Annotated in this window: 32 protein-coding genes and 2 pseudogenes; 16 read left to right on the forward strand and 18 right to left on the reverse strand. The window is 46.7% G+C overall.

The window, feature by feature from the left end; all coding sequences use genetic code 11:
* Positions 1 to 220 precede the first annotated feature (220 nt).
* Positions 221 to 826, forward strand: a complete 606-nt coding sequence (locus NGAR_RS15590; RefSeq protein WP_015020772.1) for a hypothetical protein — start codon at positions 221 to 223, stop codon at positions 824 to 826.
* Positions 827 to 864: 38 nt separating this feature from the next.
* The gene (locus tag NGAR_RS15595; protein ID WP_015020773.1) at positions 865 to 1,473 is read left to right on the forward strand and encodes a hypothetical protein; all 609 of its coding nucleotides are present in this window, start codon (positions 865 to 867) and stop codon (positions 1,471 to 1,473) included.
* Positions 1,474 to 1,540: 67 nt separating this feature from the next.
* On the opposite strand, the gene NGAR_RS15600 is transcribed toward NGAR_RS15595, so the two are convergent.
* Together NGAR_RS15600 and NGAR_RS15605 are read right to left on the reverse strand one after the other, a co-directional pair.
* Positions 1,541 to 2,281: a DUF892 family protein gene (locus NGAR_RS15600; protein ID WP_015020774.1), complete on the reverse strand. Its 741-nt coding sequence runs from the start codon at positions 2,279 to 2,281 to the stop codon at positions 1,541 to 1,543.
* A 182-nt stretch (positions 2,282 to 2,463) separates the two neighbouring features.
* Complete coding sequence (locus NGAR_RS15605) at positions 2,464 to 2,694, reverse strand: hypothetical protein (protein WP_148681611.1); 231 nt, start codon at positions 2,692 to 2,694, stop codon at positions 2,464 to 2,466.
* A 773-nt stretch (positions 2,695 to 3,467) separates the two neighbouring features.
* Between NGAR_RS15605 and NGAR_RS15610 the strand changes: the two genes are divergently transcribed.
* Complete coding sequence (locus tag NGAR_RS15610; RefSeq protein ID WP_228369215.1) at positions 3,468 to 3,968, forward strand: cupredoxin domain-containing protein; 501 nt, start codon at positions 3,468 to 3,470, stop codon at positions 3,966 to 3,968.
* A gap of 33 nt (positions 3,969 to 4,001) precedes the next feature.
* A complete protein-coding gene (locus tag NGAR_RS15615) occupies positions 4,002 to 4,388 on the forward strand; it encodes a hypothetical protein (RefSeq protein ID WP_015020778.1) in 387 nt (128 codons plus the stop codon).
* Here NGAR_RS15615 and NGAR_RS15620 read toward each other — a convergent pair.
* Complete coding sequence (locus NGAR_RS15620) at positions 4,374 to 4,727, reverse strand: winged helix-turn-helix domain-containing protein (RefSeq protein ID WP_015020779.1); 354 nt, start codon at positions 4,725 to 4,727, stop codon at positions 4,374 to 4,376. The two genes, NGAR_RS15615 and NGAR_RS15620, sit on opposite strands and share 15 nt — an antisense overlap.
* 603 nt (positions 4,728 to 5,330) lie before the next feature.
* Between NGAR_RS15620 and NGAR_RS15625 the strand changes: the two genes are divergently transcribed.
* The gene (locus tag NGAR_RS15625) at positions 5,331 to 7,037 is read left to right on the forward strand and encodes an ATP-binding protein (RefSeq protein ID WP_015020780.1); all 1,707 of its coding nucleotides are present in this window, start codon (positions 5,331 to 5,333) and stop codon (positions 7,035 to 7,037) included.
* A gap of 11 nt (positions 7,038 to 7,048) precedes the next feature.
* Here the strand turns inward: NGAR_RS15625 and NGAR_RS15630 are convergent, their stop codons facing one another.
* Entirely contained in the window at positions 7,049 to 7,447 is a 399-nt protein-coding gene (locus NGAR_RS15630; protein ID WP_015020781.1) for a response regulator, read from the reverse strand.
* Between the two features lie 146 nt (positions 7,448 to 7,593).
* On the opposite strand from NGAR_RS15630, the gene NGAR_RS15635 reads away from it, so the two are divergent.
* The gene (locus NGAR_RS15635) at positions 7,594 to 7,905 is read left to right on the forward strand and encodes a hypothetical protein (protein WP_015020782.1); all 312 of its coding nucleotides are present in this window, start codon (positions 7,594 to 7,596) and stop codon (positions 7,903 to 7,905) included.
* 141 nt (positions 7,906 to 8,046) lie between these two features.
* Here the strand turns inward: NGAR_RS15635 and NGAR_RS15640 are convergent, their stop codons facing one another.
* The 4 genes from NGAR_RS15640 to NGAR_RS15655 all read right to left on the reverse strand — a co-directional run bounded on the left by NGAR_RS15640 (position 8,047) and on the right by NGAR_RS15655 (position 9,588).
* Positions 8,047 to 8,259 (reverse strand): hypothetical protein, encoded by a 213-nt coding sequence (locus NGAR_RS15640; RefSeq protein ID WP_015020783.1) that lies wholly within the window; start codon positions 8,257 to 8,259, stop codon positions 8,047 to 8,049.
* Between the two features lie 240 nt (positions 8,260 to 8,499).
* On the reverse strand, positions 8,500 to 8,922 hold the full coding sequence (locus NGAR_RS15645) for a DUF5615 family PIN-like protein (RefSeq protein ID WP_148681612.1): 423 nt from the start codon (positions 8,920 to 8,922) through the stop codon (positions 8,500 to 8,502).
* A 122-nt stretch (positions 8,923 to 9,044) separates the two neighbouring features.
* Positions 9,045 to 9,260, reverse strand: a complete 216-nt coding sequence (locus NGAR_RS15650; protein ID WP_015020785.1) for a hypothetical protein — start codon at positions 9,258 to 9,260, stop codon at positions 9,045 to 9,047.
* Between the two features lies 1 nt (position 9,261).
* Positions 9,262 to 9,588, reverse strand: a complete 327-nt coding sequence (locus tag NGAR_RS15655) for a hypothetical protein (RefSeq protein ID WP_015020786.1) — start codon at positions 9,586 to 9,588, stop codon at positions 9,262 to 9,264.
* Between NGAR_RS15655 and NGAR_RS18015 the strand changes: the two genes are divergently transcribed.
* The 3 genes and pseudogenes from NGAR_RS18015 to NGAR_RS15670 all read left to right on the forward strand — a co-directional run bounded on the left by NGAR_RS18015 (position 9,582) and on the right by NGAR_RS15670 (position 11,171).
* Positions 9,582 to 9,719 carry a hypothetical protein gene (locus NGAR_RS18015; RefSeq protein ID WP_187147561.1) on the forward strand — a complete coding sequence of 46 codons (138 nt, stop codon included), beginning with the start codon at positions 9,582 to 9,584 and terminating at the stop codon, positions 9,717 to 9,719. The genes NGAR_RS15655 and NGAR_RS18015 overlap by 7 nt on opposite strands.
* Before the next feature lie 247 nt (positions 9,720 to 9,966).
* A pseudogene (locus NGAR_RS15660) lies at positions 9,967 to 10,217 on the forward strand (winged helix-turn-helix transcriptional regulator).
* Between the two features lie 675 nt (positions 10,218 to 10,892).
* The gene (locus NGAR_RS15670) at positions 10,893 to 11,171 is read left to right on the forward strand and encodes a C2H2-type zinc finger protein (protein ID WP_148681615.1); all 279 of its coding nucleotides are present in this window, start codon (positions 10,893 to 10,895) and stop codon (positions 11,169 to 11,171) included.
* A gap of 90 nt (positions 11,172 to 11,261) precedes the next feature.
* On the opposite strand, the gene NGAR_RS15675 is transcribed toward NGAR_RS15670, so the two are convergent.
* Together NGAR_RS15675 and NGAR_RS15680 are read right to left on the reverse strand one after the other, a co-directional pair.
* Positions 11,262 to 11,681 carry a cupredoxin domain-containing protein gene (locus NGAR_RS15675; protein WP_148681616.1) on the reverse strand — a complete coding sequence of 140 codons (420 nt, stop codon included), beginning with the start codon at positions 11,679 to 11,681 and terminating at the stop codon, positions 11,262 to 11,264.
* Entirely contained in the window at positions 11,681 to 11,962 is a 282-nt protein-coding gene (locus NGAR_RS15680) for a hypothetical protein (RefSeq protein ID WP_015020792.1), read from the reverse strand. Before NGAR_RS15680 ends, NGAR_RS15675 begins: the two co-directional genes overlap by 1 nt.
* A gap of 372 nt (positions 11,963 to 12,334) precedes the next feature.
* Here NGAR_RS15680 and NGAR_RS15685 point away from each other — a divergent pair, with 372 nt between their 5' ends.
* Both NGAR_RS15685 and NGAR_RS15690 read left to right on the forward strand, forming a co-directional pair.
* The gene (locus NGAR_RS15685) at positions 12,335 to 12,973 is read left to right on the forward strand and encodes a hypothetical protein (RefSeq protein WP_015020793.1); all 639 of its coding nucleotides are present in this window, start codon (positions 12,335 to 12,337) and stop codon (positions 12,971 to 12,973) included.
* 58 nt (positions 12,974 to 13,031) lie between these two features.
* Positions 13,032 to 13,307, forward strand: a complete 276-nt coding sequence (locus tag NGAR_RS15690; protein WP_015020794.1) for an AsnC family transcriptional regulator — start codon at positions 13,032 to 13,034, stop codon at positions 13,305 to 13,307.
* 205 nt (positions 13,308 to 13,512) lie between these two features.
* On the opposite strand, the gene NGAR_RS15695 is transcribed toward NGAR_RS15690, so the two are convergent.
* Both NGAR_RS15695 and NGAR_RS15700 read right to left on the reverse strand, forming a co-directional pair.
* Positions 13,513 to 13,863 carry a hypothetical protein gene (locus NGAR_RS15695; RefSeq protein WP_015020795.1) on the reverse strand — a complete coding sequence of 117 codons (351 nt, stop codon included), beginning with the start codon at positions 13,861 to 13,863 and terminating at the stop codon, positions 13,513 to 13,515.
* A 330-nt stretch (positions 13,864 to 14,193) separates the two neighbouring features.
* Positions 14,194 to 14,385 (reverse strand): hypothetical protein, encoded by a 192-nt coding sequence (locus tag NGAR_RS15700; RefSeq protein ID WP_148681617.1) that lies wholly within the window; start codon positions 14,383 to 14,385, stop codon positions 14,194 to 14,196.
* A gap of 179 nt (positions 14,386 to 14,564) precedes the next feature.
* Here NGAR_RS15700 and NGAR_RS15705 point away from each other — a divergent pair, with 179 nt between their 5' ends.
* Positions 14,565 to 14,807 carry a 50S ribosomal protein L24e gene (locus NGAR_RS15705; protein ID WP_015020797.1) on the forward strand — a complete coding sequence of 81 codons (243 nt, stop codon included), beginning with the start codon at positions 14,565 to 14,567 and terminating at the stop codon, positions 14,805 to 14,807.
* Positions 14,808 to 14,905: 98 nt separating this feature from the next.
* On the opposite strand, the pseudogene NGAR_RS15715 reads toward NGAR_RS15705, so the two are convergent.
* Both NGAR_RS15715 and NGAR_RS15720 read right to left on the reverse strand, forming a co-directional pair.
* A pseudogene (locus NGAR_RS15715) lies at positions 14,906 to 15,671 on the reverse strand (sensor histidine kinase).
* Positions 15,635 to 15,934 carry a hypothetical protein gene (locus NGAR_RS15720; protein ID WP_148681619.1) on the reverse strand — a complete coding sequence of 100 codons (300 nt, stop codon included), beginning with the start codon at positions 15,932 to 15,934 and terminating at the stop codon, positions 15,635 to 15,637. Before NGAR_RS15720 ends, NGAR_RS15715 begins: the two are co-directional and overlap by 37 nt.
* Positions 15,935 to 16,128: 194 nt before the next feature.
* Between NGAR_RS15720 and NGAR_RS18020 the strand changes: the two genes are divergently transcribed.
* Positions 16,129 to 16,266, forward strand: coding sequence for a hypothetical protein (locus NGAR_RS18020; protein WP_187147562.1), 138 nt, complete (start codon positions 16,129 to 16,131; stop codon positions 16,264 to 16,266).
* 138 nt (positions 16,267 to 16,404) lie between these two features.
* On the opposite strand, the gene NGAR_RS15725 is transcribed toward NGAR_RS18020, so the two are convergent.
* On the reverse strand, positions 16,405 to 16,692 hold the full coding sequence (locus tag NGAR_RS15725; protein ID WP_015020800.1) for a hypothetical protein: 288 nt from the start codon (positions 16,690 to 16,692) through the stop codon (positions 16,405 to 16,407).
* Positions 16,693 to 16,975: 283 nt separating this feature from the next.
* On the opposite strand from NGAR_RS15725, the gene NGAR_RS15730 reads away from it, so the two are divergent.
* On the forward strand, positions 16,976 to 17,755 hold the full coding sequence (locus NGAR_RS15730) for an aspartate aminotransferase family protein (protein WP_015020801.1): 780 nt from the start codon (positions 16,976 to 16,978) through the stop codon (positions 17,753 to 17,755).
* Complete coding sequence (locus NGAR_RS15735) at positions 17,734 to 18,201, forward strand: hypothetical protein (protein ID WP_148681620.1); 468 nt, start codon at positions 17,734 to 17,736, stop codon at positions 18,199 to 18,201. Before NGAR_RS15730 ends, NGAR_RS15735 begins: the two co-directional genes overlap by 22 nt.
* Before the next feature lie 13 nt (positions 18,202 to 18,214).
* On the opposite strand, the gene NGAR_RS15740 is transcribed toward NGAR_RS15735, so the two are convergent.
* Complete coding sequence (locus NGAR_RS15740) at positions 18,215 to 18,694, reverse strand: hypothetical protein (protein ID WP_015020803.1); 480 nt, start codon at positions 18,692 to 18,694, stop codon at positions 18,215 to 18,217.
* 219 nt (positions 18,695 to 18,913) lie between these two features.
* Between NGAR_RS15740 and NGAR_RS18025 the strand changes: the two genes are divergently transcribed.
* Positions 18,914 to 19,051: a hypothetical protein gene (locus tag NGAR_RS18025; protein ID WP_187147563.1), complete on the forward strand. Its 138-nt coding sequence runs from the start codon at positions 18,914 to 18,916 to the stop codon at positions 19,049 to 19,051.
* Between the two features lie 343 nt (positions 19,052 to 19,394).
* On the opposite strand, the gene NGAR_RS15745 is transcribed toward NGAR_RS18025, so the two are convergent.
* Positions 19,395 to 19,958, reverse strand: coding sequence for a methane monooxygenase/ammonia monooxygenase subunit C (locus NGAR_RS15745; RefSeq protein ID WP_015020805.1), 564 nt, complete (start codon positions 19,956 to 19,958; stop codon positions 19,395 to 19,397).
* Between the two features lie 305 nt (positions 19,959 to 20,263).
* Complete coding sequence (locus tag NGAR_RS15750) at positions 20,264 to 20,863, reverse strand: hypothetical protein (RefSeq protein WP_015020806.1); 600 nt, start codon at positions 20,861 to 20,863, stop codon at positions 20,264 to 20,266.
* Positions 20,864 to 20,873 lie beyond the last annotated feature (10 nt).

Consider the following 20,873-nt stretch of genomic DNA (forward strand, 5'->3'; position numbering starts at 1 on the left):
TTCCATTTTGGCCTATACTATCGTCAGAGGACCAACTCGGCGCAGCCAAAGCAAAACTGTCTGATACCAACCTCCACGGAATTCTGATATTGCAGGATTTATGCAATAATAGAATAATCTTTGTAATTTCTAATTGATTTACAAATATATCATGACCTTTCATAGCATTGTGACTCATAAAGCGTAAATATTCGATTGAAGATATTAATGCATGAGGTCTTTGCAGACTTCTTATGCAAGGCCGGCCCTTTGGGATTCTGTAAAATTAGGCGCCGCTCTTGGGGTTGGCTCTGCATGGGCGATTTTTGGACTGGTGCTGGCAGCCGGCGCCCAGCTCGGCCTGCCGCCTGGGACATTCTATGAGATGATTGGCGTGTCGCTTGGGCAAAGCGAAGAATGGCCTGCGATCTATCTAGGATTTGGGCTACACATGGTGACTGGCGCGATAATTGGGATTGTCTACATGATGATCTCTGATAGAACAAGATACCTCAGAAGCTTTTCCACTCTGAAATGGTTCGGTACAGGACTTGCGACTGGTATAGCAGTCTGGGCTGTCCTGTTTGTTCCGCTCCACTTTATTGTGGTCCAGCCAACCCTGCAAAACATGCTCTTGATGTCGACAGATCCGGTTATGCAGCAAAGGGCGGAGAGGCTAGACCAGATGTCTGACTCTATCCTCTACGGAGCGCTTGCCATGCATTTGATTTTTGGAAGCATACTTGGCTTTCTTGCCAGAATAGCGACATCCTCGCGGGACGTGGTACAGGCCGAAAGGATAGGCACTGCTGCAGGAGGCGTTGCAAAATATGACGCCGCAGCTTGAGGTTACTGAGTACATTTCTGGAGGCAGATTATATTAGAATGAAGCATGCCCGGAAGAGCACATCGCAAAGGTTTAGGCCGCGGCTTGCCGTGACAGGCTCTGGGCTTGCGGCTGGCCTGATATCTTCACTTGCAATAAGCGCGCTGCTCCTGCTCGTAGAAAGGGTGTCAGAGCTTCCGGTGGGCACGTTCTATCTTGTGCTGGCTTTTGCGCTGCTGCAAACCGAGGAGCACACGATCGGCATGGTCGCACTAGGGTTCCTAATGCACCTTGCCGCCGGCAGCGTCATTGGTCTTGCCATCTCGGTTCCATTCAGCGCGTCAAGAAGGTTGTTTGCGGCAGGCGGCAAGTACGCCCCGGCCTATGGGCTTGCAGCCGGGTTTGTCCTATGGTCTGCCCTGTTCCTCCCCATCACATATGGGATAATGCTCCCTCTCCTGAATGCCGCCGATAGCCAAGCCGTGATGATTAGGCAGAAGGTGCCGACAGGAGAGGCCTACACCGTTGCAATGGGCGAGCTGCTGGCCATGATGGATAGGGTGGTAGTCGGGGCGCTGGCCTTCAACATGTTCTACGGGCTCTTGGCAGTCACGCTATCAAGATCGCTATACGAAGCATACCTGCGCAGGAACCGAATAGTTTTGTAAATCCAGTGGAGGTAACTTGGCGATAGCCATGCATGTAGTAGTAGGCAGACTTGAACGAGGAGGATGATTATGTTGTGGCTGCTGCCCCAGCATCGGTAACGGTTATTTCTTCCCTGCCTTCTTCTTCCTTCTTCCTTTCTCTTCCTCCTTCTTCTTGTTCTGTGGTCGTAGCTGCTGTAGTAGCAACCTCGGCTATCCTTTTCTTCTTTCCTTCGCGCATCTGCTGTCTCATCAATCTCTTGGCAATTCTTGGGTTGTTCTTTTCAAGCCACTTTGCAAATGCTTCTTCTTCCTTCAGGTTCTTTTTCAATACATTCATCGTTTTTTTGTCTGCCTTCAGCAGTTCAAGCGCCTGCATGCCTGCTCGATACATTATTGCTTCTGCACGCTCGATTATCAGGTCATTTACGGACTCCCACACTTCCCTTTCTCTCTCTGTCCCCACTTCATCCATTATGGTCTTTAAGAAAGGAGGTGGCTCCGGGATGGGCAGGCGGCCACTTTCGGCAGTCGGGACTGACAGGGCCGAAGAATAACCGCTGTCGGCGGTGTCAGAAGAGGAGGAAGAAGACGACAGGATCCTGATTTGTTCTTTCAACCTCTCTTGCTGCTCTCTTGTCTGCTTCAGGTGTCGCGCAAGGCTTTTCTTTACCTCCGGGACAACACACTGAGATATCCTCTGCTCCAGCCTGTCAACAGCGGCATTTTCATACGATAGCGCCAAGTTGAGACCGTAAATTGCGGTAACGCTTCTGGCAAGATCAAGGCTCGAATCGTGTTGTTCCTTCTTGCCTTCACTGCGGCTCATATTGCTGCTTCTTTGCGCAAACAATGCTTATATGGAATTCCAGAAAGTGGAAGCCGGCAGCATAAAACATATTGTTGTTCATGTCTCCCGCCAAATTGCCAAAATCAAAGTATGATCAACTGATAGAATATTGTATCATAATAATCATATGAATAGAGTTTTGAAAAAAGTAAGGAGGAGGATCATGCGATCCTATATTGTTCAAGCTCGTTCGAGGCAAAGTCAAGATAGATTTGCGAACCGTCGAAGGCCTTGACATGCAACTTTGGTATATTGTATTCTCTGAATCGACTTGCCAGCACGATAATTGACTCTTCATCGTCTGCCGCTATGTATCCGATTGGCTGCCCATCATCTGTCCTAGCACTTTTGTGCATTACCTTATCCCACCTCATGACTGCAGGTTCTTCCAACTTTTCTCCACCCGATAACAAATGATACGGTGGCGGCGTTCTTAACAATCGCTTAACTATGTCAATTAACATGGTTAAACCATCCTAAGTAACTCAGGCATAATTGAAGTTCCGTGTCCTCTAAAGTGCAATTCTTGATATGCAATTCGTGTTTTTGGTGTGCGTCAATTCTAGCCAACTATATTTTGTTAGCCTAAAAAATACCCATGCTGCGGTGGGAATGGTCTAGAGCGCATGCCTTTAGCCTCGGGCGAGACCTACAGGTTCAACTATTCTCCAATGAAGGGTGTGACGCTTGAATTTGCTTAGATTATTATTATCTTATGATTCTTTCAGCACACAGATTTTATGAAAATACTGGAAGCTATGGGAATTATTGACTTTGCTTATTATTATAATAATGTCGGCTGCAGCCGCCGGCGTAAAAAAGGCTGACTTAACCAGGTTAATCATTACGTAAATACCATGATCGAGTGTTTGGCTTAGCACCTGCTAAAGACAAAGTAAAAAATGGTATGCCGAAATATCTGCGAAAAATATAGAGCTACCAAGAATAAAGGAAGTAGCCCTTATGCTCAGGGCTACAAAAGATGCCAAGTATGCGATCTATTCATCAAATGGAGCGGAACCAGATGTCCATGCTGCCAGAGGACATTGCGAACAAAGCCGCATAATAAAGAGGCATGGTATGATGAATAATTGATTGATTTTGGACAAGGATTAACCATGTTAATCATGACCTAAATAGGTCTATTGATAAAGCTTGGATGTATATGAAGAAGAAACGGTACGAGGAGAGGCAACGATCCAGCAGAATAACAAGGAAACGAATTATCACTTATGGGATTATTGCCACGGCTGTCAGTCTCATCAGTTATTTGGGCTATAATGCTATGATCCCGGTGAATGGCACCACCCCAGTTCTTGGAGCGCCTGCCAATCACTTTATCAAGGCAACGCACTCCTCAAGTTCTGGATATACTTGGGTTAGCATAGCCTCTGCCAAAGTCAAGGGCATAAGAAACACAGGAGGCAATGTAATAAACCCTGATTATGCCTTCAACAAGGGAGAATTAGAGACCTTCCACGTGATAAACGAAGATTACACCACCAAGTCAAATCATAATTTCAATATAGATGAGTTCAATGTCCATACAAAAGATTTAGCGTACTATGAAAGTCAAACTATCACATTCGTTGCTGACAAAACCGGCACTTTTGAGTATTATTGCACCATTCACCCTGAGATGAAGGGGGAAATCGTAATAGACTAGTGGAAGAAGAAAAGGTGGTGGATGTCATAGCATATGAGCGAAGACAAACAACAAGAACAATCCCGCCAAAATATCTTGACGCTGCTTGATGGCTTTATTGAACAAATTCAGCAAATAAGAAGAATACTTTTAGGCATGTCGCTTTCAGCAATTATCCTAGCGCCGCTAGCCATCGCATTATCTGTTTATCTAATTCTTCATCCATCGTTCTTTGAAATACTGCAAATAGAAAATGAGTTTGGCTTGATTCTGAGTATATTACTTGGAGCAGTAATCATCATTTCAGCAATCTGGCTCTTGACAGGCATAAAGCAGTATTATTCTATGAATCACTGGAAGAACAGGTACATCGAATACCAGAATGAAAAGGAAGCAATTGACAAAAAGATAGCATCGCAATTTGGTCTAGATCAAGAGTAACAGCATCAAATCTTTGGCTGTTGTAGTAGTGGATTTTTTCTTTTCAACTTTTCTGCGTGGAAACACCTTTTCGTATGGTTCTAGGATGTCTCTGCAAAATGCCATACCTTTTTGTGTAGGCCGATAAAAAGTCACAGTCCGTTTTCCGACAATCTGCTCTCTGCGTTCTATCATTTCATTTTCCTCCAAGTCATCAAGGATGGCCTTATGTTTTTTCAGATTCAGACCGCAAAAGCTGATCAAGGCAGTCTGGTTCAGCTCACCATATTCAACGAGCTTCAGAATAACATCCTTGATGATGTAAATCCTATCCCTGTACGAGCTTGGCGAACCAGACATGCCTATTGCAGACTTGGTTGGCGGTAACAGACACCCGAATATAACCTCTATATTTTCAAGTTAACATAGTTAAGCGACGCTTTAATAACTTTGGGACATAGCACGCTCTACCCCAAAGTACTTCACACAAAATGGCTCTGTCCCCAAAACTCCTCTTATGCCAATCCTAGATGTGAGCCATTATGTGGGACAGAGCCATAACAAAAGTGCCTGCTTGAAGCATTGCTAACATTATTATTATCATAACATGCGTTTTTTCAGCTGAAGTTTCACCAAGTGTTCCTACTGAAATCAAGAACTATAATAGAAACTTGGTTGTACATTATAACGGCATGGGCTATCGCGTAGTCTGTGAGCGACATAGTCTGAAGCAGTTCTGCAGTACAATGAGCGAGGCCAAATCAATTCAAGTTCAGCATCGCCGCGAAGGCTGCCTAGAAGCTGAAATAAAAAAGCCCAGGCAGAGATAACAGTCTGCTTTGGAGAGGCACTTTGCTGCCTTGGCTGTTATGCGCTTGCTGCGCAGCTGGTGTGAGGGAAAGTTACAGTAAATTCTTACTTGTGACTTTATATCCAAAGAACATCGTTTTAGCATTTGTAATCTTGGAAAGTGCAAAGAGGTGGATCGATTCCGAGGACGCAGAGAGGACAGAAGTCCTTCACAACTTTGAGGATATCCTCGCATGCGCTCTTGGCATATTGCAAAAGATTGTCAAATCCCATGACCTGTGCTTGGATCCATGGGGGCCATCGGCGGTCTTGGGCACTGAGGATGTTAAGAATGTGTTTGTCGCCGTCCATGACAGAGGCGCCAAGATCAGGCTGATAACGGAAATTACGGTTGCCAACATTCAATACTGCAAGGAATTTATGAAATTTGCCGATGTCCGCCATCTGGACAAGGTAAAGGGCAACTTCTCCATTAGTGATACAAAATGGTATACCGCTTCGGCCGTCGCTGAAAGAGACAAGCCGCCTCCCTACTTGATCTATAGCACAGTAAAGGAAATCGCAGAGCAGCACCAGTACCTCTTTGAAACCCTATGGAACAAGGCGCTTCCCGCAGAGCAGAGAATAAGGGAGATCGAAGAAGGAATCGAGTCTACAAATCTGGAGTTCATTTCAAACCCAAGTGAATCAATCAAGCGTGCCTGGGGTTTGATAAGAGCAGCAAAGCATGAGGTCATGGTAATGTTTTCCAGCCCCAATGCGTTTCGCCGGCAACTTGCAATGGGAGGAATGGAGGTGTTGCAGGAAGCGGCCAAAAACGGCGTGAGGATCGAATTGCTTGTACCTTCTGACAGGGACGTCGCACAGACTTTGGGTCATGTCAGGTCCGCCCTCCCCCAAGCTGAATTTCAAGCGATGGATGCAAGCCTTACAACAAGCATTACAATCGTCCTTGTTGATCATGAAAAATGCATGATCTTTGAGCTAAAAGATGACAGCGCGACGAATTCGCGGCAGGCGGTTGGTCTTGCCCTGTATTCTGATAGCAGGTCAATAGTCACCTTCTACGCTGCAATCTTAGAAGCAATCTGGAAGCAGAGCGAGCTTAACGAGCAGATCCGTCAAGCCAATGAAAAGCTTGAAGACGCCTACAAGAGGCTCGAAGCTCATGAAAATGCGCAAAAGGAGTTCATCAATGTAGCAGCGCATGAGCTCAGGACGCCCGTCCAGCCGCTCCTTGGCATCACCGAGCTTATTCAGAACGCCATGGACGGCAAGGAAAAGGGAGAGATAACAAAGGAAGAGCTGGAAATGCTAGTGCGCAATGCAAAGAGGCTTGAGCGGCTGTCATCGGACATTCTAGAAGTGTCCAGAATCGAAAGCCAGTCGCTAAAACTGAACAAGGAAAGGATGGACATGAACCAGAAAATACAGAATGTGATAAAGGATGTAAAACTACTCATCCCAAGTCACAAGCATATAGAGATCATCTTTGAACCAAAGGCAGAGCCAATAGTGGTTGAGGCTGATAAGCCCAGAATCTTTGAAGTGTTATCAAACATCCTCAGAAATGCGATAAAATTTACTGAAGAGGGGACAATCCGAGTTACGCTAGAAGAGAGCGATGGTCAGGCTGTTGTTCAGATCAGGGACACCGGCAGGGGGATCGACCCGGAAATATTTCCAAGGCTGTTCACAAAGTTTGCCAGCAAGTCGGAACAGGGCACGGGCTTGGGACTCTATTTGTCAAAGAGGATCATTGAAGCTCATGGCGGAAAGATATGGGCAGAAAACAACAAGGACGACAGAGGCGCAACATTCACTTTTACCCTTCCGCTTTCTACAAAGCGAGAGAAATAAAAAAGAAGTTCTTACGAATCAAGCAGCTCTCTCAGTTTCTCTGCCAATAGCCTGACAGACATTGGTTTTGTTATAAAACAACACCCGTTCCATGTAGGAAACCTTCTTTGGTACTCCTCCTGATAACTGGTAAAGGCAGTGAAAAAGCACACTTTTGTCTTTGCTGCGTCATCAACCTTGCTCTTTATGGCGTCGTAGAATTGAAAGCCATCCATCCTTGGCATCCTGATATCGATAACAATCATGTCATAGCTGCGCAGATCCATGGCCAGCGCCTGTTCTGCGCTAGTCGCCACATCCACCGAGAAGCCATGGTTTTTTGAGACCTTTACAACATTTAGTATGTCGACCTCGTCATCCACGTAAAGCAGGCGGGCCAGCTTTCTGCCAGTGGTTACAGCAGCGGACATGAGGTTTGGTCACCGCTAACCGGTGCATGATGATTATTTATGTATTGTAGCTTGCCTGGCTGCTTTTTGCAGTAAAATCTTCTATGACTTTACTTCAGCTATTTTAAATCCACGCTTGCTGAAAATGAGGCAAAAAGCTGATCTGGTTGTTATTAAGAGAGAATTCTGGTAAACAAATCGACGGCCGCACCGAAACAAAGATCCTCGAAGACCTTTTTGATGACAAGGTCAACAAGGCCATAGACGCCAACAGGTATCAGGTAAGAGAAGCTCTGAAAGAGATAGAAAGGAATACCCGCGCATTCTATCTGACGAACACAGAATACCACAGGCGCATGATGGAAGAAGCCAAGACAAAAGGTGACATTGCCACGGCGATCCACCACCAAGTCTTGATGGAAACATATCAGGGCATACTGAAGAATTTCTCGTTGTCTGAGAGCTACGACAGAGCGTAGTAGTGCAAAAAATCTCATGCTTTCGCACAGTTCGCCAAGGCATTAATAAACAGTGCCGAGCCCGCACGAATCAAACCTGTGCGCCATGCCCTATCTTTACAATATAGCCGCAGCTCATCCTTGGCTTGAATTTACCCTCCATCAGCAGACAGTTGCCAGAATATACAAATAATATTTGCAGTCCTTGCACTGAAAGCCCTGTGCGCCTTCCTTGATGACGTAGCCTTCTTTGTATTTCAGTTTCCTGCCTGCACCCTTCACATACATCCAGATAATGTCGCCGGGCAGCATCCCGTCGCCTTTGGGCAAGAAAAATTTTGAAATTCCTTTTTCATTGTTGATTTTTCCTCCCACGACGTGGCATCTGCCTTCATCACCTAGGTTGAATTTGCATTTGATGCATGAATGGTTGTGTTGTTGCCACGATCCTGTATGGTATAGTTTGCTTCGTCCTTTGGAATCTTTTTCTTTTGGTACATCATCTGAAGCAGGGCTGCATCTGGTGGGGAAATGTCGCGCTCGTCCTGCGGCCCCTTGGCCTTTGCAACAGCTGATTCTTTTGCCCCAAAAGGATATGATCATCTTTTACTGCTGTTAGACTACGGGCAGCACTAGCCACATGATGCCCCACAGTATCTTCATGTAGAGCAGCCCCGTCTTTGCTTCCTCTGCCAGCTTCTTCCTCAATGCAATTCGTATGTGCGACGGCAGCCTGTTTTTCCTGCGCACTTCGTGTCTATCCTTCCTTGTTGCCAGCTTGGCGCCCCTTCCAACGGTATTGGACCCTGGGGCGAGGAGTATCGCCCTCCCTTCGCCAAGCATCCTGTAGAATTTGTAATCCCTTGTGATGAGCACCTCGTCTGCGTGCATCATCTTGGCGATTTCGTGATCCTTCAGCGCGGAATTGATGTCTGCCACGTGCCTCACTACCAGTCCGCTGTTCCTCAAGTTGTTGGCTAGGTCTCTTGACACGCAGGCGTCTACGATCACCCGCCTGCTGTTGATTTTACTGACCAAGCTTGCGTCGATCATTGCCTATTACTATAATGCATGAACATCCTTATGAGGACTATTGTGAGAGAGTGAGAGAGAGAAATAATATGGAGTAGGGGGCTCTGCCGGATTTGAACCGGCATCAGCTATGCGCTAGCGCATTGAGTGTTGTTGGTGGTTGTTATCATCATATCCTTCCATATGTTGTATATGTGAACCTGTTCTGCGGTCAAAACCTGCATTGTGTCCAAGTGGGCAGATAAATGAACAAACCTAAGTTGCCCATAGAGGTGTGCGCTCTTGTCAAGCATGAGCTTTAGATTTTCTGCAGTCATTGTCTTGTTGGCAAATGCTCTGTCCATATCATGCTCGATGGCGATAATTGCAGCCCCCTATGCTCTTTGCCTTGGCTGACATGTCTTGATATATGAACTCGATTTCTGTTCTTTGGCTATCGGTCAATTGGAGTTCTGACGCCATGTCCAAAACATGCTGGGGGCCGGGATAGCCGTTTAGTTCTGCGAGCTTTGCCATCACACCGAAGGCTTCGCCAGTGCCATTTTGAAGCGATTGAATATCCTTGTCAGAAAATGATTTGATATCTCGATTCCTGCCCTGCATATGGAGAAATTTTTTCCACGTCTGAGGAAGAGGAGGGCGTGCCGTCAGCAGCATGATGATTATTGTCATCTGCTACTGCATGCGGCTCGGCAGTTGCATCTGCCGTTGTTGTCGTCCCGCCAGTCAGTGAACTGGAAGCAGCAAAAAATACTCCAGAGACAAGAGCCGCGGCCATGACGACCATGACTAATCCAATTTGAAGGCTGGTAATAGTAGCCATTACGAACTTACTATAACAAGGTAAGTATAATAATTAGAAAGTTTAACCAGCGTTAGTAACTGAAAGTGGCGTTAGTAGGTAGGAAAAAAGTGACAGGAGGTATTATTATTACATGTCTGCACACATGCTAGGGCAGCAACATGACTTTGAGTGGGTCAAGCAGAACATCAAGCGCTGCCCGATCAGCAACTCGATCTTTTAGGCAAAAACTTTACAGTCTTCGCAACATGATAGTCTATGAGCAGACGCGGTTTAGCCAATTCATAAACACCATTGATGGAATAAATCCAAAGACACTGACGGCTAGGTTGCGCGAGCTTGAGCGAAACGGCATGATTGGGAGAAGGTGTATCCAGAAGTGCAGCGGCGAGTTGAATATTTCCTCAACGAAAAGGGAATGGCACTAAAGTCAGTGCTGGAACAGCTGGCAGCGTTTTCCATACAAAATTACCCTGATCAGATATTTCATAAAAAATAGTATATGCATGTTCGGTTCAATCCCTCTAATTAGACCATCAGCTCATCAAGATGCTCTTTTGTAACAATCTTGCTCTGCAACAAACTCTTGGTGTGACAAAAGAGCAAACATGTCTTCCAAGTCGCAGCAGTAGCAGTGGCCATTGATGCATAACTCTCTTGATTCATGATCGCATAGACCGCATTTGCAGCGCATAAGTTCTTTGCTCGGCGTCAAGATTAGCTTATTGTCTAAGCTACCGGCCGTTATTATTTAACAGGTGTCTATGATTATTCGATTTGTACGACGATAAAATATTAGCAGTCGATTTTTTGGTATTATAAAATCGAATTAGTAGCATGGGTTTTCGCCAAAAAGGCTGCAGCTCTATATCATATGATGCGCAAATAGCATCATATGTTCGACGAAGAGCAAGAAGGAGGCGTTGAACCTCCGCACATATGCCCAAAATGCGGCAGGACAACCAAGTTCGGCGGACACTGCGACTGCGAGCAGATATTCTGGTGAGAGCGGAGAGACAGTAAGATATCATCATGCATATATAGCTAGCAATGCCAAATCAGCGAGGCGACTGACTCGCTCTCTGAGAGAAGAATTAGAACGGCATTTGCTTTCCTTATTCTGGAGGCGTCCTACCTAACTGATAAAAGTTACAAGCCCACCTGTCATCATGGCATGCAAACAGCAAGACGGGGTTCTACAATTCCGGCGACCACCACTTTTACATGTGAAAGATGCCTGATGACATTCAGCACAAGAGAAGAGCTGAAAAATCACAGCGTCAGCGTGCATTCGGCTGCCGAAGCTAGGGCAAGGGGGATAATAATACGGATGCCGGAGCGCAGGACAGTGATTGTTGCCGTGGCGATCACTGGGGTATTTGCCGCCGGACTGGTATTGCAGTATTACTTGCGCAACAGAAGAGGAAGGGAAAGAAGAAGGATGATGCAATAAGAAAAAACGAAAAATGGGCAAGAAAAGAAAAGGTTGGCAGAGGCCTTTGCCGTTCTCTCTTCTATTTTTCTCAATGTCTTCTGCCTTGCTTTATGGCGTTGATGTGCCTGTCGTCGAATCATCATTTCCTCCTCCTCTTACGACGACTTCGCAAGTCATCCACGGATGGATGCTATAGAAATACGGGTATGTGCCCGGTTCTTCAAATATCGCGGTGAACGAATCTACTAGCGGGAATGGCGGGCATCCAGCTGGCGGTGCTCCTCCCCCCCCCGCTACCACCTTGTTGCTCACCGGCGGTAGTAGCGGCCGCAGATGTATTATTATCATCATCATTTGTAGCCGCATCTTCGCCAGACGATGATGATAGTGGTGACATTTCTTCTGCAGCCCCTCCTCCTGTTGTTGATGATAACCGTTTCTACCATCTCCTTGCTCTGCAGCAATCGTTGATTGGAATGGCGATGAGACTACTCCAGAGTTGACTACTTTGTTCCATCTATTGTGCATTATATGTCGGTTCCCTCGAGAAAAGTTGGCTCATCGTCGGCACCAATCTCTGTAGGGTAGAATACGACCTTGTTTGCCGCGACTATAGCCTCTCTTCCGTCAGGAGCCTGTGCTATGAGCGGCTCGCCCACGTTATATGGGGGCAGCAGTTCAAAATCCGCGCCAGTCACCTGTTCTGGAATACCAAATGGCAGTAGTACATCGGACGTTAGGTTCTCGTCGAGCACAAAGGTTACTATGTGTATGTCTGCAAATTTAGCTTGGGTACTAGACCAAGTCACGCTCTCTCCTGCATTGATTTCAACCCTATACGGCGTGAATGTATAATATCGAACCGTGACATTGCTTCCTGCCGCGACCTCGACTGTTGTTACGCCGCTGTTGTCACCTGCAGTAGTCCCTGCTGTTCCGGTACCATCCGTTGCTGCGCCATCATTATTGCCCGCGGTACCTTCATGGAACGCCAGATAGAGCTTGGGATTTAAGGAGTTGTTCTGCAGATTTTACCTATCTTAATTCAGAATAATATTTTCCCTAACACCCATAGAAAAAGATTCGGCTGCAAGCGATCAGAATCGCGTAGATGGAGGGGGACAGGCAATAAAAAACATTCAAAAGGCATGGCAATTCAAATCACCTCGAGATCATTATCATTGTCGTCTGGCGAGATCCTTCAGGAGCTGCTGCAAGACCACCCCTATCTCTGGGTCTTGCTGATAATATTTGGCGTGAGCGCCGCGCCGATCCTTACGCCGCCAACTTGGATGGTGATAGTGTCGGCAAACGCGCTGAGTGATTATTCGCTTAACCCGCTGCTACTCTCGTCAGTAGGAGCCACCGCTGCCACTTCAGGGCGGATGCTCCTCCTGAAATACAGCTCGATCGGGCGGAGGAGGTTGAACGAGAAGAGAAAGTCCAGCCTTGAAAGGCTTCGCGATTACCTGCAGAAAACCCGGTATGGCTATTTTGCAAGCACCTTCATTTTTGCATTGACCCCGCTTCCAAGCAACATGCTGTTCATATCATACGGCCTGATGAATGCGCGCTCGTTCCTAGGGATAGTCGCTGGCTTTTGGATAGGCAGGTTTGCAGTCTACTTGCTAATGATATACGTATCCGGCTTTGTGTACCAGCCAATATCCCAAATTCTGGGGGACAATCTGACGGCTGTGATAATTACAGATATCGCCGGCATGGGCATGACGGTTGCCATACTGATGGTTGACTGGGACAGGGCCATATCTGAGCGCAAGATTGCCCTCATACGGCCAAGATTTCTCCAGCGCGCATGAATTCCAGATATACGATAATTGACAGAGGATGATTAATAATAGCAGGCTCGATTCCACCATGCCAAAGTCTCTGATGCTGATAGGTGTAGATCTTGGTGCAGACAAAGAAGTGTTGGAAGAGGTAAGAGACCATGCCGCGATCTCTGAAGCCTACCGCATAATTGAAGATGAAAGCGAAATGTATAGCATAATCGCAAAAGTTGAATCAGACACTAGGGACGATCTTGACGCCATAGAGACAAAGATAAGGAGGATCGAGCAGGTCAGGTCTACGCTCACTCTTGAAATCATAGAGGGCAAGAGAGACAACGAGAGCAGGCCGCTGCAGCTTTAGTCGCTATCTTTTTGATATCTGGTTCTAGAGGCCGACTGCAAAAGAGCTTAATGTGATGAAACCCTACTTTGCACGATATGTCAGTTTCTGTGTGGTCGCGAAATTCCGCCAGATGCGAAACATGCGGCCGGATATTCCACTCCGACCATGAGCTGAAGGATCACGAATCAGAACAACACCACAATGGCGATTTGTAGCTCTCAGCTCAACTGTCAAAGGCCGCCCTCTTCATCCTAGAGCCGCATTTGGGGCATTCGGCCTGGTTGTGCTTGGTCCCGCAGCTGATGCAATAATAGCTCAGCCCTCCCTTTGATCCAAACATACCGCCGCCACCGCCACCTCTTATCCCACCAAAGAAAGAACCTGTTCCTTGCTGGCCCCCCATCCTTTTCATTATCTGCCTTCTTCTATAGAGCGACAGAGGGATGATGATTGCGATTATGACGATCAGAGATATTGGAAAGTCTAGGAAGATGCCGACTACAATAGCGATCCCGAAATAAATGCCAATCCAGAGGAGCTGGTTGGCCAAGAACCGTTTGCTGTTGTCATCCAACCTTTAATTATATTGGCCACGCTCTCTTTTATAGTTCTTGATTCAACCTTTCTATGTAGTCGTTCTACTGTATGATCATCTGTATTGGTTAAATCCTCGTGACGGCAATGTCTTTCAACCAAGCCTGAAATGATCACAGAATCTCCTGAAGGTACGGACGAGCTGCCACCGTGTCAAGCGGTGAGAAATAATAATAAAAATAATGGCGAAAGCAACAAGAAGTACCAGGACCCGGCTTATGACGACAAGACGATCGAAGGGCTGATGAACTATTTCAAGTTTGGAACATACGGAGAGCTGCGCTGGTTTCTGCAATGCGTCAAAAGGCACTTAGAGTTCGGCCAAGGCGTCATGCAATATCCTGTTTTTCTTTATGTAATTCAGCAATGTGTCGTGGCTGTCTTCAACTTTAAAGTACTGCTTCATTGTCTCGATAGTTTCATCGTCATACAAGTGATGATGGTAGTTTCTGCTGCGCAGCCCTTGCTTTTTTTCAAAAATTTCAGAGTTGTCAGTAGACATGCCATTTTTTGGTTTTGATAATAAATAAAGCTGGCCGCTGGGGCCCTCTTTGCAAATATAATAATATCATGATTGGGCTGCTGTGTGGAGAAAAAAGGCGCGCAGCCGAGGGATTTGACAGAATCTGCAACGGTAACCCTTTAAAATAATCATTGCGAGTACGCCGGGACAAAAGAGATATGATGAGAAGGAGAACTGCAGTCGATATCGCTACCACCACTCCAACTTTTAGAAATTGCGCATTTTGCGGAAGGTCAATACCCGGTGGCACGGGCACAATGCACGTCAGAAACGACGGCAGGATATTGTGGACATGCTCAACCAAATGCAGCAAGAACATGTTTGTAATCCGCCGGGACCCAAGGAAGTTAAAGTGGACTGAAAAGTACGTAAAAGGTGGAGCACAGGTAAAGAAAAGATAAGTAAAATAGTTAATAATAGTGGCGGCAGCACAGATTTTAAAACTTGAGGATCAAAAGTCGCAATCTTGCAGCTAGAAAAGAAAATCATCGTCATAGCGTTATATCATCATCGGCTGCGAGCTTGGCTTTTTTACCAGTGGCAATGTGAATGAAAAAGTGGCCCCGCGCCCATCTAGGTTGTTCTCTCCCCATATCTTACCTCCGTGCGCCTCGACAATGCTCTTTGCGATGAACAGCCCAAGCCCTGCCCCTTTTCTGACTTGCAAATTTTGTGAACAGCCTTGGCATTATCTCCGGAACTATGCCTGCGCCGGTGTCCTTGACCTTGACTACGACCGTGCCATCTTTTTCGGTACGCGCCGAAACGGTTATCGTGCCGCCGTTCTCTGTAAACTTGACGGCGTTGTTCAGTAAGTTCGAGATCATTTCGTAAATCTTGGGCTTGTCAGCATACACCATTATGGCCGGCTCTGGAAGCTCTACATTGAACGCCAACAAACCTTTTTTTGCATCCGCCGACGACCCGAGGGTGTTCCTGATGTCGTCTACCACGTTTCTCACTTTCTCGTTCAGGTCAAACTGCTCTTTGGCGAGTTTGAGCCTGCGGCCCTCGATTCTGGTGACCTGCAGTATGTCAGACGAGAGCCTCTCAAGGCGCCGGGCGTTCCTGACAAGCAGGTCCATCTCTTCTTTAGAGATAGTTATCTCGTCCTTGCTGTTGAATTCGTTTTCCTTTATCTCTGCTATCCTGAGGATCGGCTGTATCGGCGTGCGGAGCTCGTGCGCGGCGATGTTGATAAACTCGTGTTGCAGCCTATCATGCTCCTTTAACTGGTCGTTGACCTGTGCGAGCGAGTCCACCACCTGCCGGAGCTCCGATGTTTCTGCTTGACTATCAGCTCTAAACGCCTGTTGTGCATGAGCACCAGACAGGCGATCATCATGGCGGCGACTCCAATTGCCTCTATGACCACGATACTAAAGTTCCTTTGCTGCTCGAGCAGGAAGACGGCATCTGTTGTGTGTGCGTGAGGGTAAATGATGTATGCCGTCCACAGGTGCTTGCCGTTTACTGTTACAGGCCGGTACGCTATCGTAGTTAGACCCAAGGTAACGGACATCTTCAATTCCTGATTCCCCGGCTACTGCCATGTCCAGCAGGGCGTTGAACTGGGATCTTACCGGCCCGGGCAGGATTGACTGGAACTTGTCGTCATGATAATAACTCCCGATCAGGGACTGGTTGCTTGCGTAAAGAATAAGGCCGCTATTGTCTGTCAGCCCTGCGCTGCTCCTATATTCTTGCAAAAGCTGGCTCTGCATGAATGTGCCTGCATTTTTCGTGCTGATTGAGGCTACCACGACTCCTGCAAACTCGCCGCTTTGCGCGTTTATTATCGGCTGCGACAGGTACATCCTTGGCACGGTGTCCGCCGAGTCAAGCGTGGTGCTGGCATAGGGGCATGTGTCTCCTTTGGGACCGAGAAATATTGCCTGTAGCTCAGATCGTCTCCCCGATAATCAGGGAACTTGCCGGTGTTGATCTCGCTCTATGTTATGATGATGCCGTTTGCGTCCAGCCAGTAATAGCCATCGGTCAGGTCCACAGTATTGTCCTGCGCGGCATCAAACAGCTGCTGCGCTCCCGTGTCCCCCGCTGTACCAGGGGCGCGCTGGCCAAGAGCGCAAGGTTGTGGTCAACGTCTGCTATCCTGCTTGTCAGTGCGTTAGAGATGGCGTGAGCCTCGATCTGTGCGTTGCTGTGAATATCCTGCTCTGAAATTTCAATGATCTTTTCTGTTGTAAAGTTGTAGGATGCAATTGCCAGAATTGCAGCACCGGGGGCAATGGCGATCATAAAAAGCAGGCTCTTTCTCTGGAGCATGATAGATATGCTGCTAGGATGATTGCCAAACCCGCAATTAAATTCACATGAAATGATGTACTATAAGATAAATCGATGATCTATTGACATCGCTTTGCAGAAGTCTAAATGATTTTAATCCATTTATCCCTTGTTAGCCACATTGATCGCTGTATATACATATGATTATTATTAGTGACAGCAGCCGCCAGGCCGCAGCCGGTCTCCGTGCCGGTAGAAAATTGATTGGCCGCCGGTTCGGCACCCAGCTATCAAAAAATTAAAGCAAAAGGCGTCAAAGCTGATGCCCGCCGGCGTTACCGATTCAATTTTCATTAGCAATGCCAGAGGCTCGCACGTATTGGACGTTGACGGAAACGAGTACATTGATTACAAGCTCGGTCACGGCCCGGTTATCTTGGGCCACGGCCACCCAGCCGTTCTGGATAAAGTGCACCAGTATGACAAAAGAGGCGCGATATACGGGTCTGATACGCCGCTTGAAGTCACGCTGGCAGAAAAGATAAGATCCATAGTTCCCAGCGCCGAAATGATCAGGTATCATATTTCCGGCACAGAGGCAACGATGCACGCCATCAAGATAGCCAGAGCATGCACAGGAAAGGAAAAGATCCTAAAGTTTGAGGGGCAGTACCATGGGATCCATGATTACGTGTCATTTTCCACCGAACCGGGCACAGAGAGCCGCCGCGGCACAGCCCAGCCTGACTCTATCGGGATTCCAAAGGCCATAGGCAAGCTGACCTTGGTAAGCGAGTGGAACGACTTTGACGTAGTGGAAAAGACGGTCAAGAAACATTCAGACAACATCGCGGCCATAATCACAGAGCCCATCATAGCAAATGCCGCCGTCATTCCTCCCCGCGATAGCTACCTAAAGTTCCTCAGGGAATTGTGCGACAAAAACGGCATAGTCCTGATATTTGATGAGGTAAAGACCGGATTTAGGGTAGCAAAGGGAGGGGCTCAGGAACTGCTTGGAGTCAAGCCGCACCTGACCACCCCTGCAAAATCACTTGGAAACAGTATCCCATTTCGGCGGTGGTCGGGTCAGAGGAAATAATGAAAGAGAACGCTACAAAAAAGATATTGCGCAATGGCACGTACGCTAGGAATCCCGTGTCAATTGCAGCGGCAGACGCAACCGTCGATGAAATAATAATGAAGAAAGGGTATGTGCACCGGAACATTGAAAAGTTTGGCACGGCCCTAATGAACGGCATCAGAGATATCCTGTATTATAGGAAGGTAGACGGCATAGTCCAAGGGTACCCGTCAATGTTCCATGTGTTGTTTACAAAACAGGACGGCGTTCACAACTACAGAGAATACCTCAAATGTGACAACAAGTTTTCAAGCAAGCTTCAGGAGCGGGTTTTGGAAAGAGGCGTCATGCTAAGCGAGCTTTTCTTTACATGTACGGCGCACAACGGCGAAGACCTGCAGCAAACCTTGGAAGCATTTGATGCCAGTCTACTACAACAACAGGTTTCTTCAAAAAGATTATGATGACGGCTGCTGGTTAGTGACTGGCAGGCACGTGCCTGCTTAGCTCTTCCTCGGTTCTAAATTGGCTGTCGCAAAGGTCGCACTTGTATATGACGCGCTCTTCTTCTTTTTCTGTCTGCGCAGTGGTAGTATCTGTATACGCTATCTTTTCGCCTTTTGGAGAAATTATCATCAGCTCGGGATACGTTGCTCCGCTGTACGCAGGATAATCCTTCAGTGAGTATCTCAGCGGGTTGGGATTCCTGTCTCTTTCATAGTTCCTCTTCACTTCGTCCTCGGTTATCTTGAGCCACAGCACATTCCCATCCCAGCCTTCTACCTTGTTGATTGGGATGTAATAGTAATGGATCTTGTGGATTATCCCTCTTTTTACAACTACAAAATCCCGGCTGAGCGCATAGATATCGCCTATGTCGACGTCATCGCTAGTGTGCACTGACTCATTGAGGATGTCGGGCCACTCTATTTTTGAAGGGACTGTTGTTGAAGGCATTATATGTGATTGAAGCAGCTCAAGCAAGATATTTAGCAATTGCAGATTTACAATAATATGTTGTATTGCATTTTAGCGCACAGACTCGGCTTTGTGTAAAAAGTAATAACTCATAAAAACAAAGTCATGCAATCAAACAGCTATCGAAGCATGGATTGGTGACTTTTTAAACAAGCTCACAGACTCGAAATTCTTTTATGAGATATTTTCCATGATTCGATGATGTCGCACATTTCAGAAGAGCGCGACGACACAGGCATACCTGTGGCATGCAGCAAGTGCAACGAGACGTTCCAGTCTGATTCAGAGTATGTGGAACATTATAACGCGGCGCACGCCGGCATTGGTCCGGATTAGCTAGCTTTGCCTACAGCACTTAGTAACTGCAAACAATGTAAAGGCAGCACATTTTCTGAAGGGCGAAACAGAAAAAATCTTAACCAAATTGCATTATCAATAGTACATAAAAAAGCAAAGAGCAAAGCGCTTGATAGCGCTTGTATTGCTGGAGTTGCTGCAACAGTAGTACCCATATCGAAAATAATTATGTTGTTCCAAAGTCGATTCCAATCGATTGTAGTCGCCAGCAAAAAGTCGGATTCCGGTAACTTGAAGATACATAAAAATGCGTGGAGGTCAACGCGCATAAGAAAAAATCTCGCGACCTTCCACGCACGAGTTGCTCAGATGCTGATACCTCTTACGGTATTGACCTGCTGTACAGCTTGCCTTCCAGTGCTAGCTTGTACATCTCGGCCACGTACGGATTTCTTGCAGGTGTTTCTGCACCCAGCTCCACCAGTCTGGCATACACTCTGACTACGTATGCCAGAGCACCCATGAATGCCACGACGACACCCATGTTGAACATCCAGTGGTTAGGAACTGCGAATACTTCTTCGACGAACCAGAAGTGCCACAGCTCATTTACGCCAATAGTAAACATCGTGGCTAGGTAGCCAATGATGGTCAGCTTCAGACCGGTGTTCATTGAGTTTCCAGGTCCGCGCAGTATTGGTATTCTTCTGTCGTACATTGCTACAAAGCCCCATCCAAGCGGGAGTGCTACAAAGTGGCTGTACAGCCACCAGTGGGCTGGCGTGAATGCAGAGTCACGTATGGTTGTCTGGTGCAGTGAGCCGTCAACAAAGTTGTCGACCTCTACTGAGGCTGCAATTGAACCCAGCATGATGACCATTATGTAGATCTTTTTCAGCCTCTGGATTTCGACTTCCTTTGGTATCAGTGCTGGCATTTGAGCCATTTTTTCATTCGCCTCCTATGGATTACTCGATAATTGTCGATATAAATTTATTCGATTGAAAATGCAATATAAATATGCAATTTATGCTACAATCACGGCTATGGCAAATAATATTTGTATCTATTTTCACAAAAACACAATTATTCTATAACCCGACGCGGATAATCATCCCCGCTCGTCAGCGCCGATAATCAGCGCAACTTCTAGGTGATTTTGAGCTAGTAGTGATTTCATAACGTTCCTTAGCATGTTGCATTGAGAACTGAGGAAGTGCCTGCTTGCGATCGCGCACCAATAACCTAGCATTATTTGATATTTGATTTTGGAATTATGTCTAGTGGATGGTGGATCTTTCCCTCTAGGAATTTGATCACCCCAGATTTAATGAGTTCTAAAGTAAATTGCGGATAGCTTTGCAAATGTGCCACAAGTTCTTCTCTTTGCCTTGCATCAATAAAGCTGCGGCCGCCAACCTTTGTGCGTTGTCTATTATTATTCAGCAGTTGTTGAAGGAGACTCTTTCTTACTTCTATGTCCAATTCCTCAAGCGAGCAAGCCACCAGTATTCCGATATCCGATAAGCTATAGCACGGTATTCCCGTCATTTGATATATTCTAGGCCCTCTGATAGAGGGTATGTTTCCATTTTCGATCACAATTCCGCTTGGAATCAGACAACTATTTAGCTCGTTCATTATATGGTTGTAGGCATTTTTCCAAGTTATTCCTAATTTCTTGGCGATAACTTTTGCGAGAGCACTTCTTGTCATGCTTGATACATGCAGCGCCAATGATGCAATTATGAGGCGTTGGTATATCCCGCGGTTCGGCACCGAAGTACTCTGCGTTGCTCTTGGAAAAAGACAGATCTTTTTCTTGGCAAGATCAGTGTCATCAACAAGCATTAGCTAATCC

It is taken from the genome of Candidatus Nitrososphaera gargensis Ga9.2 (genome assembly GCF_000303155.1).
Lineage (GTDB): Archaea > Thermoproteota > Nitrososphaeria > Nitrososphaerales > Nitrososphaeraceae > Nitrososphaera > Nitrososphaera gargensis.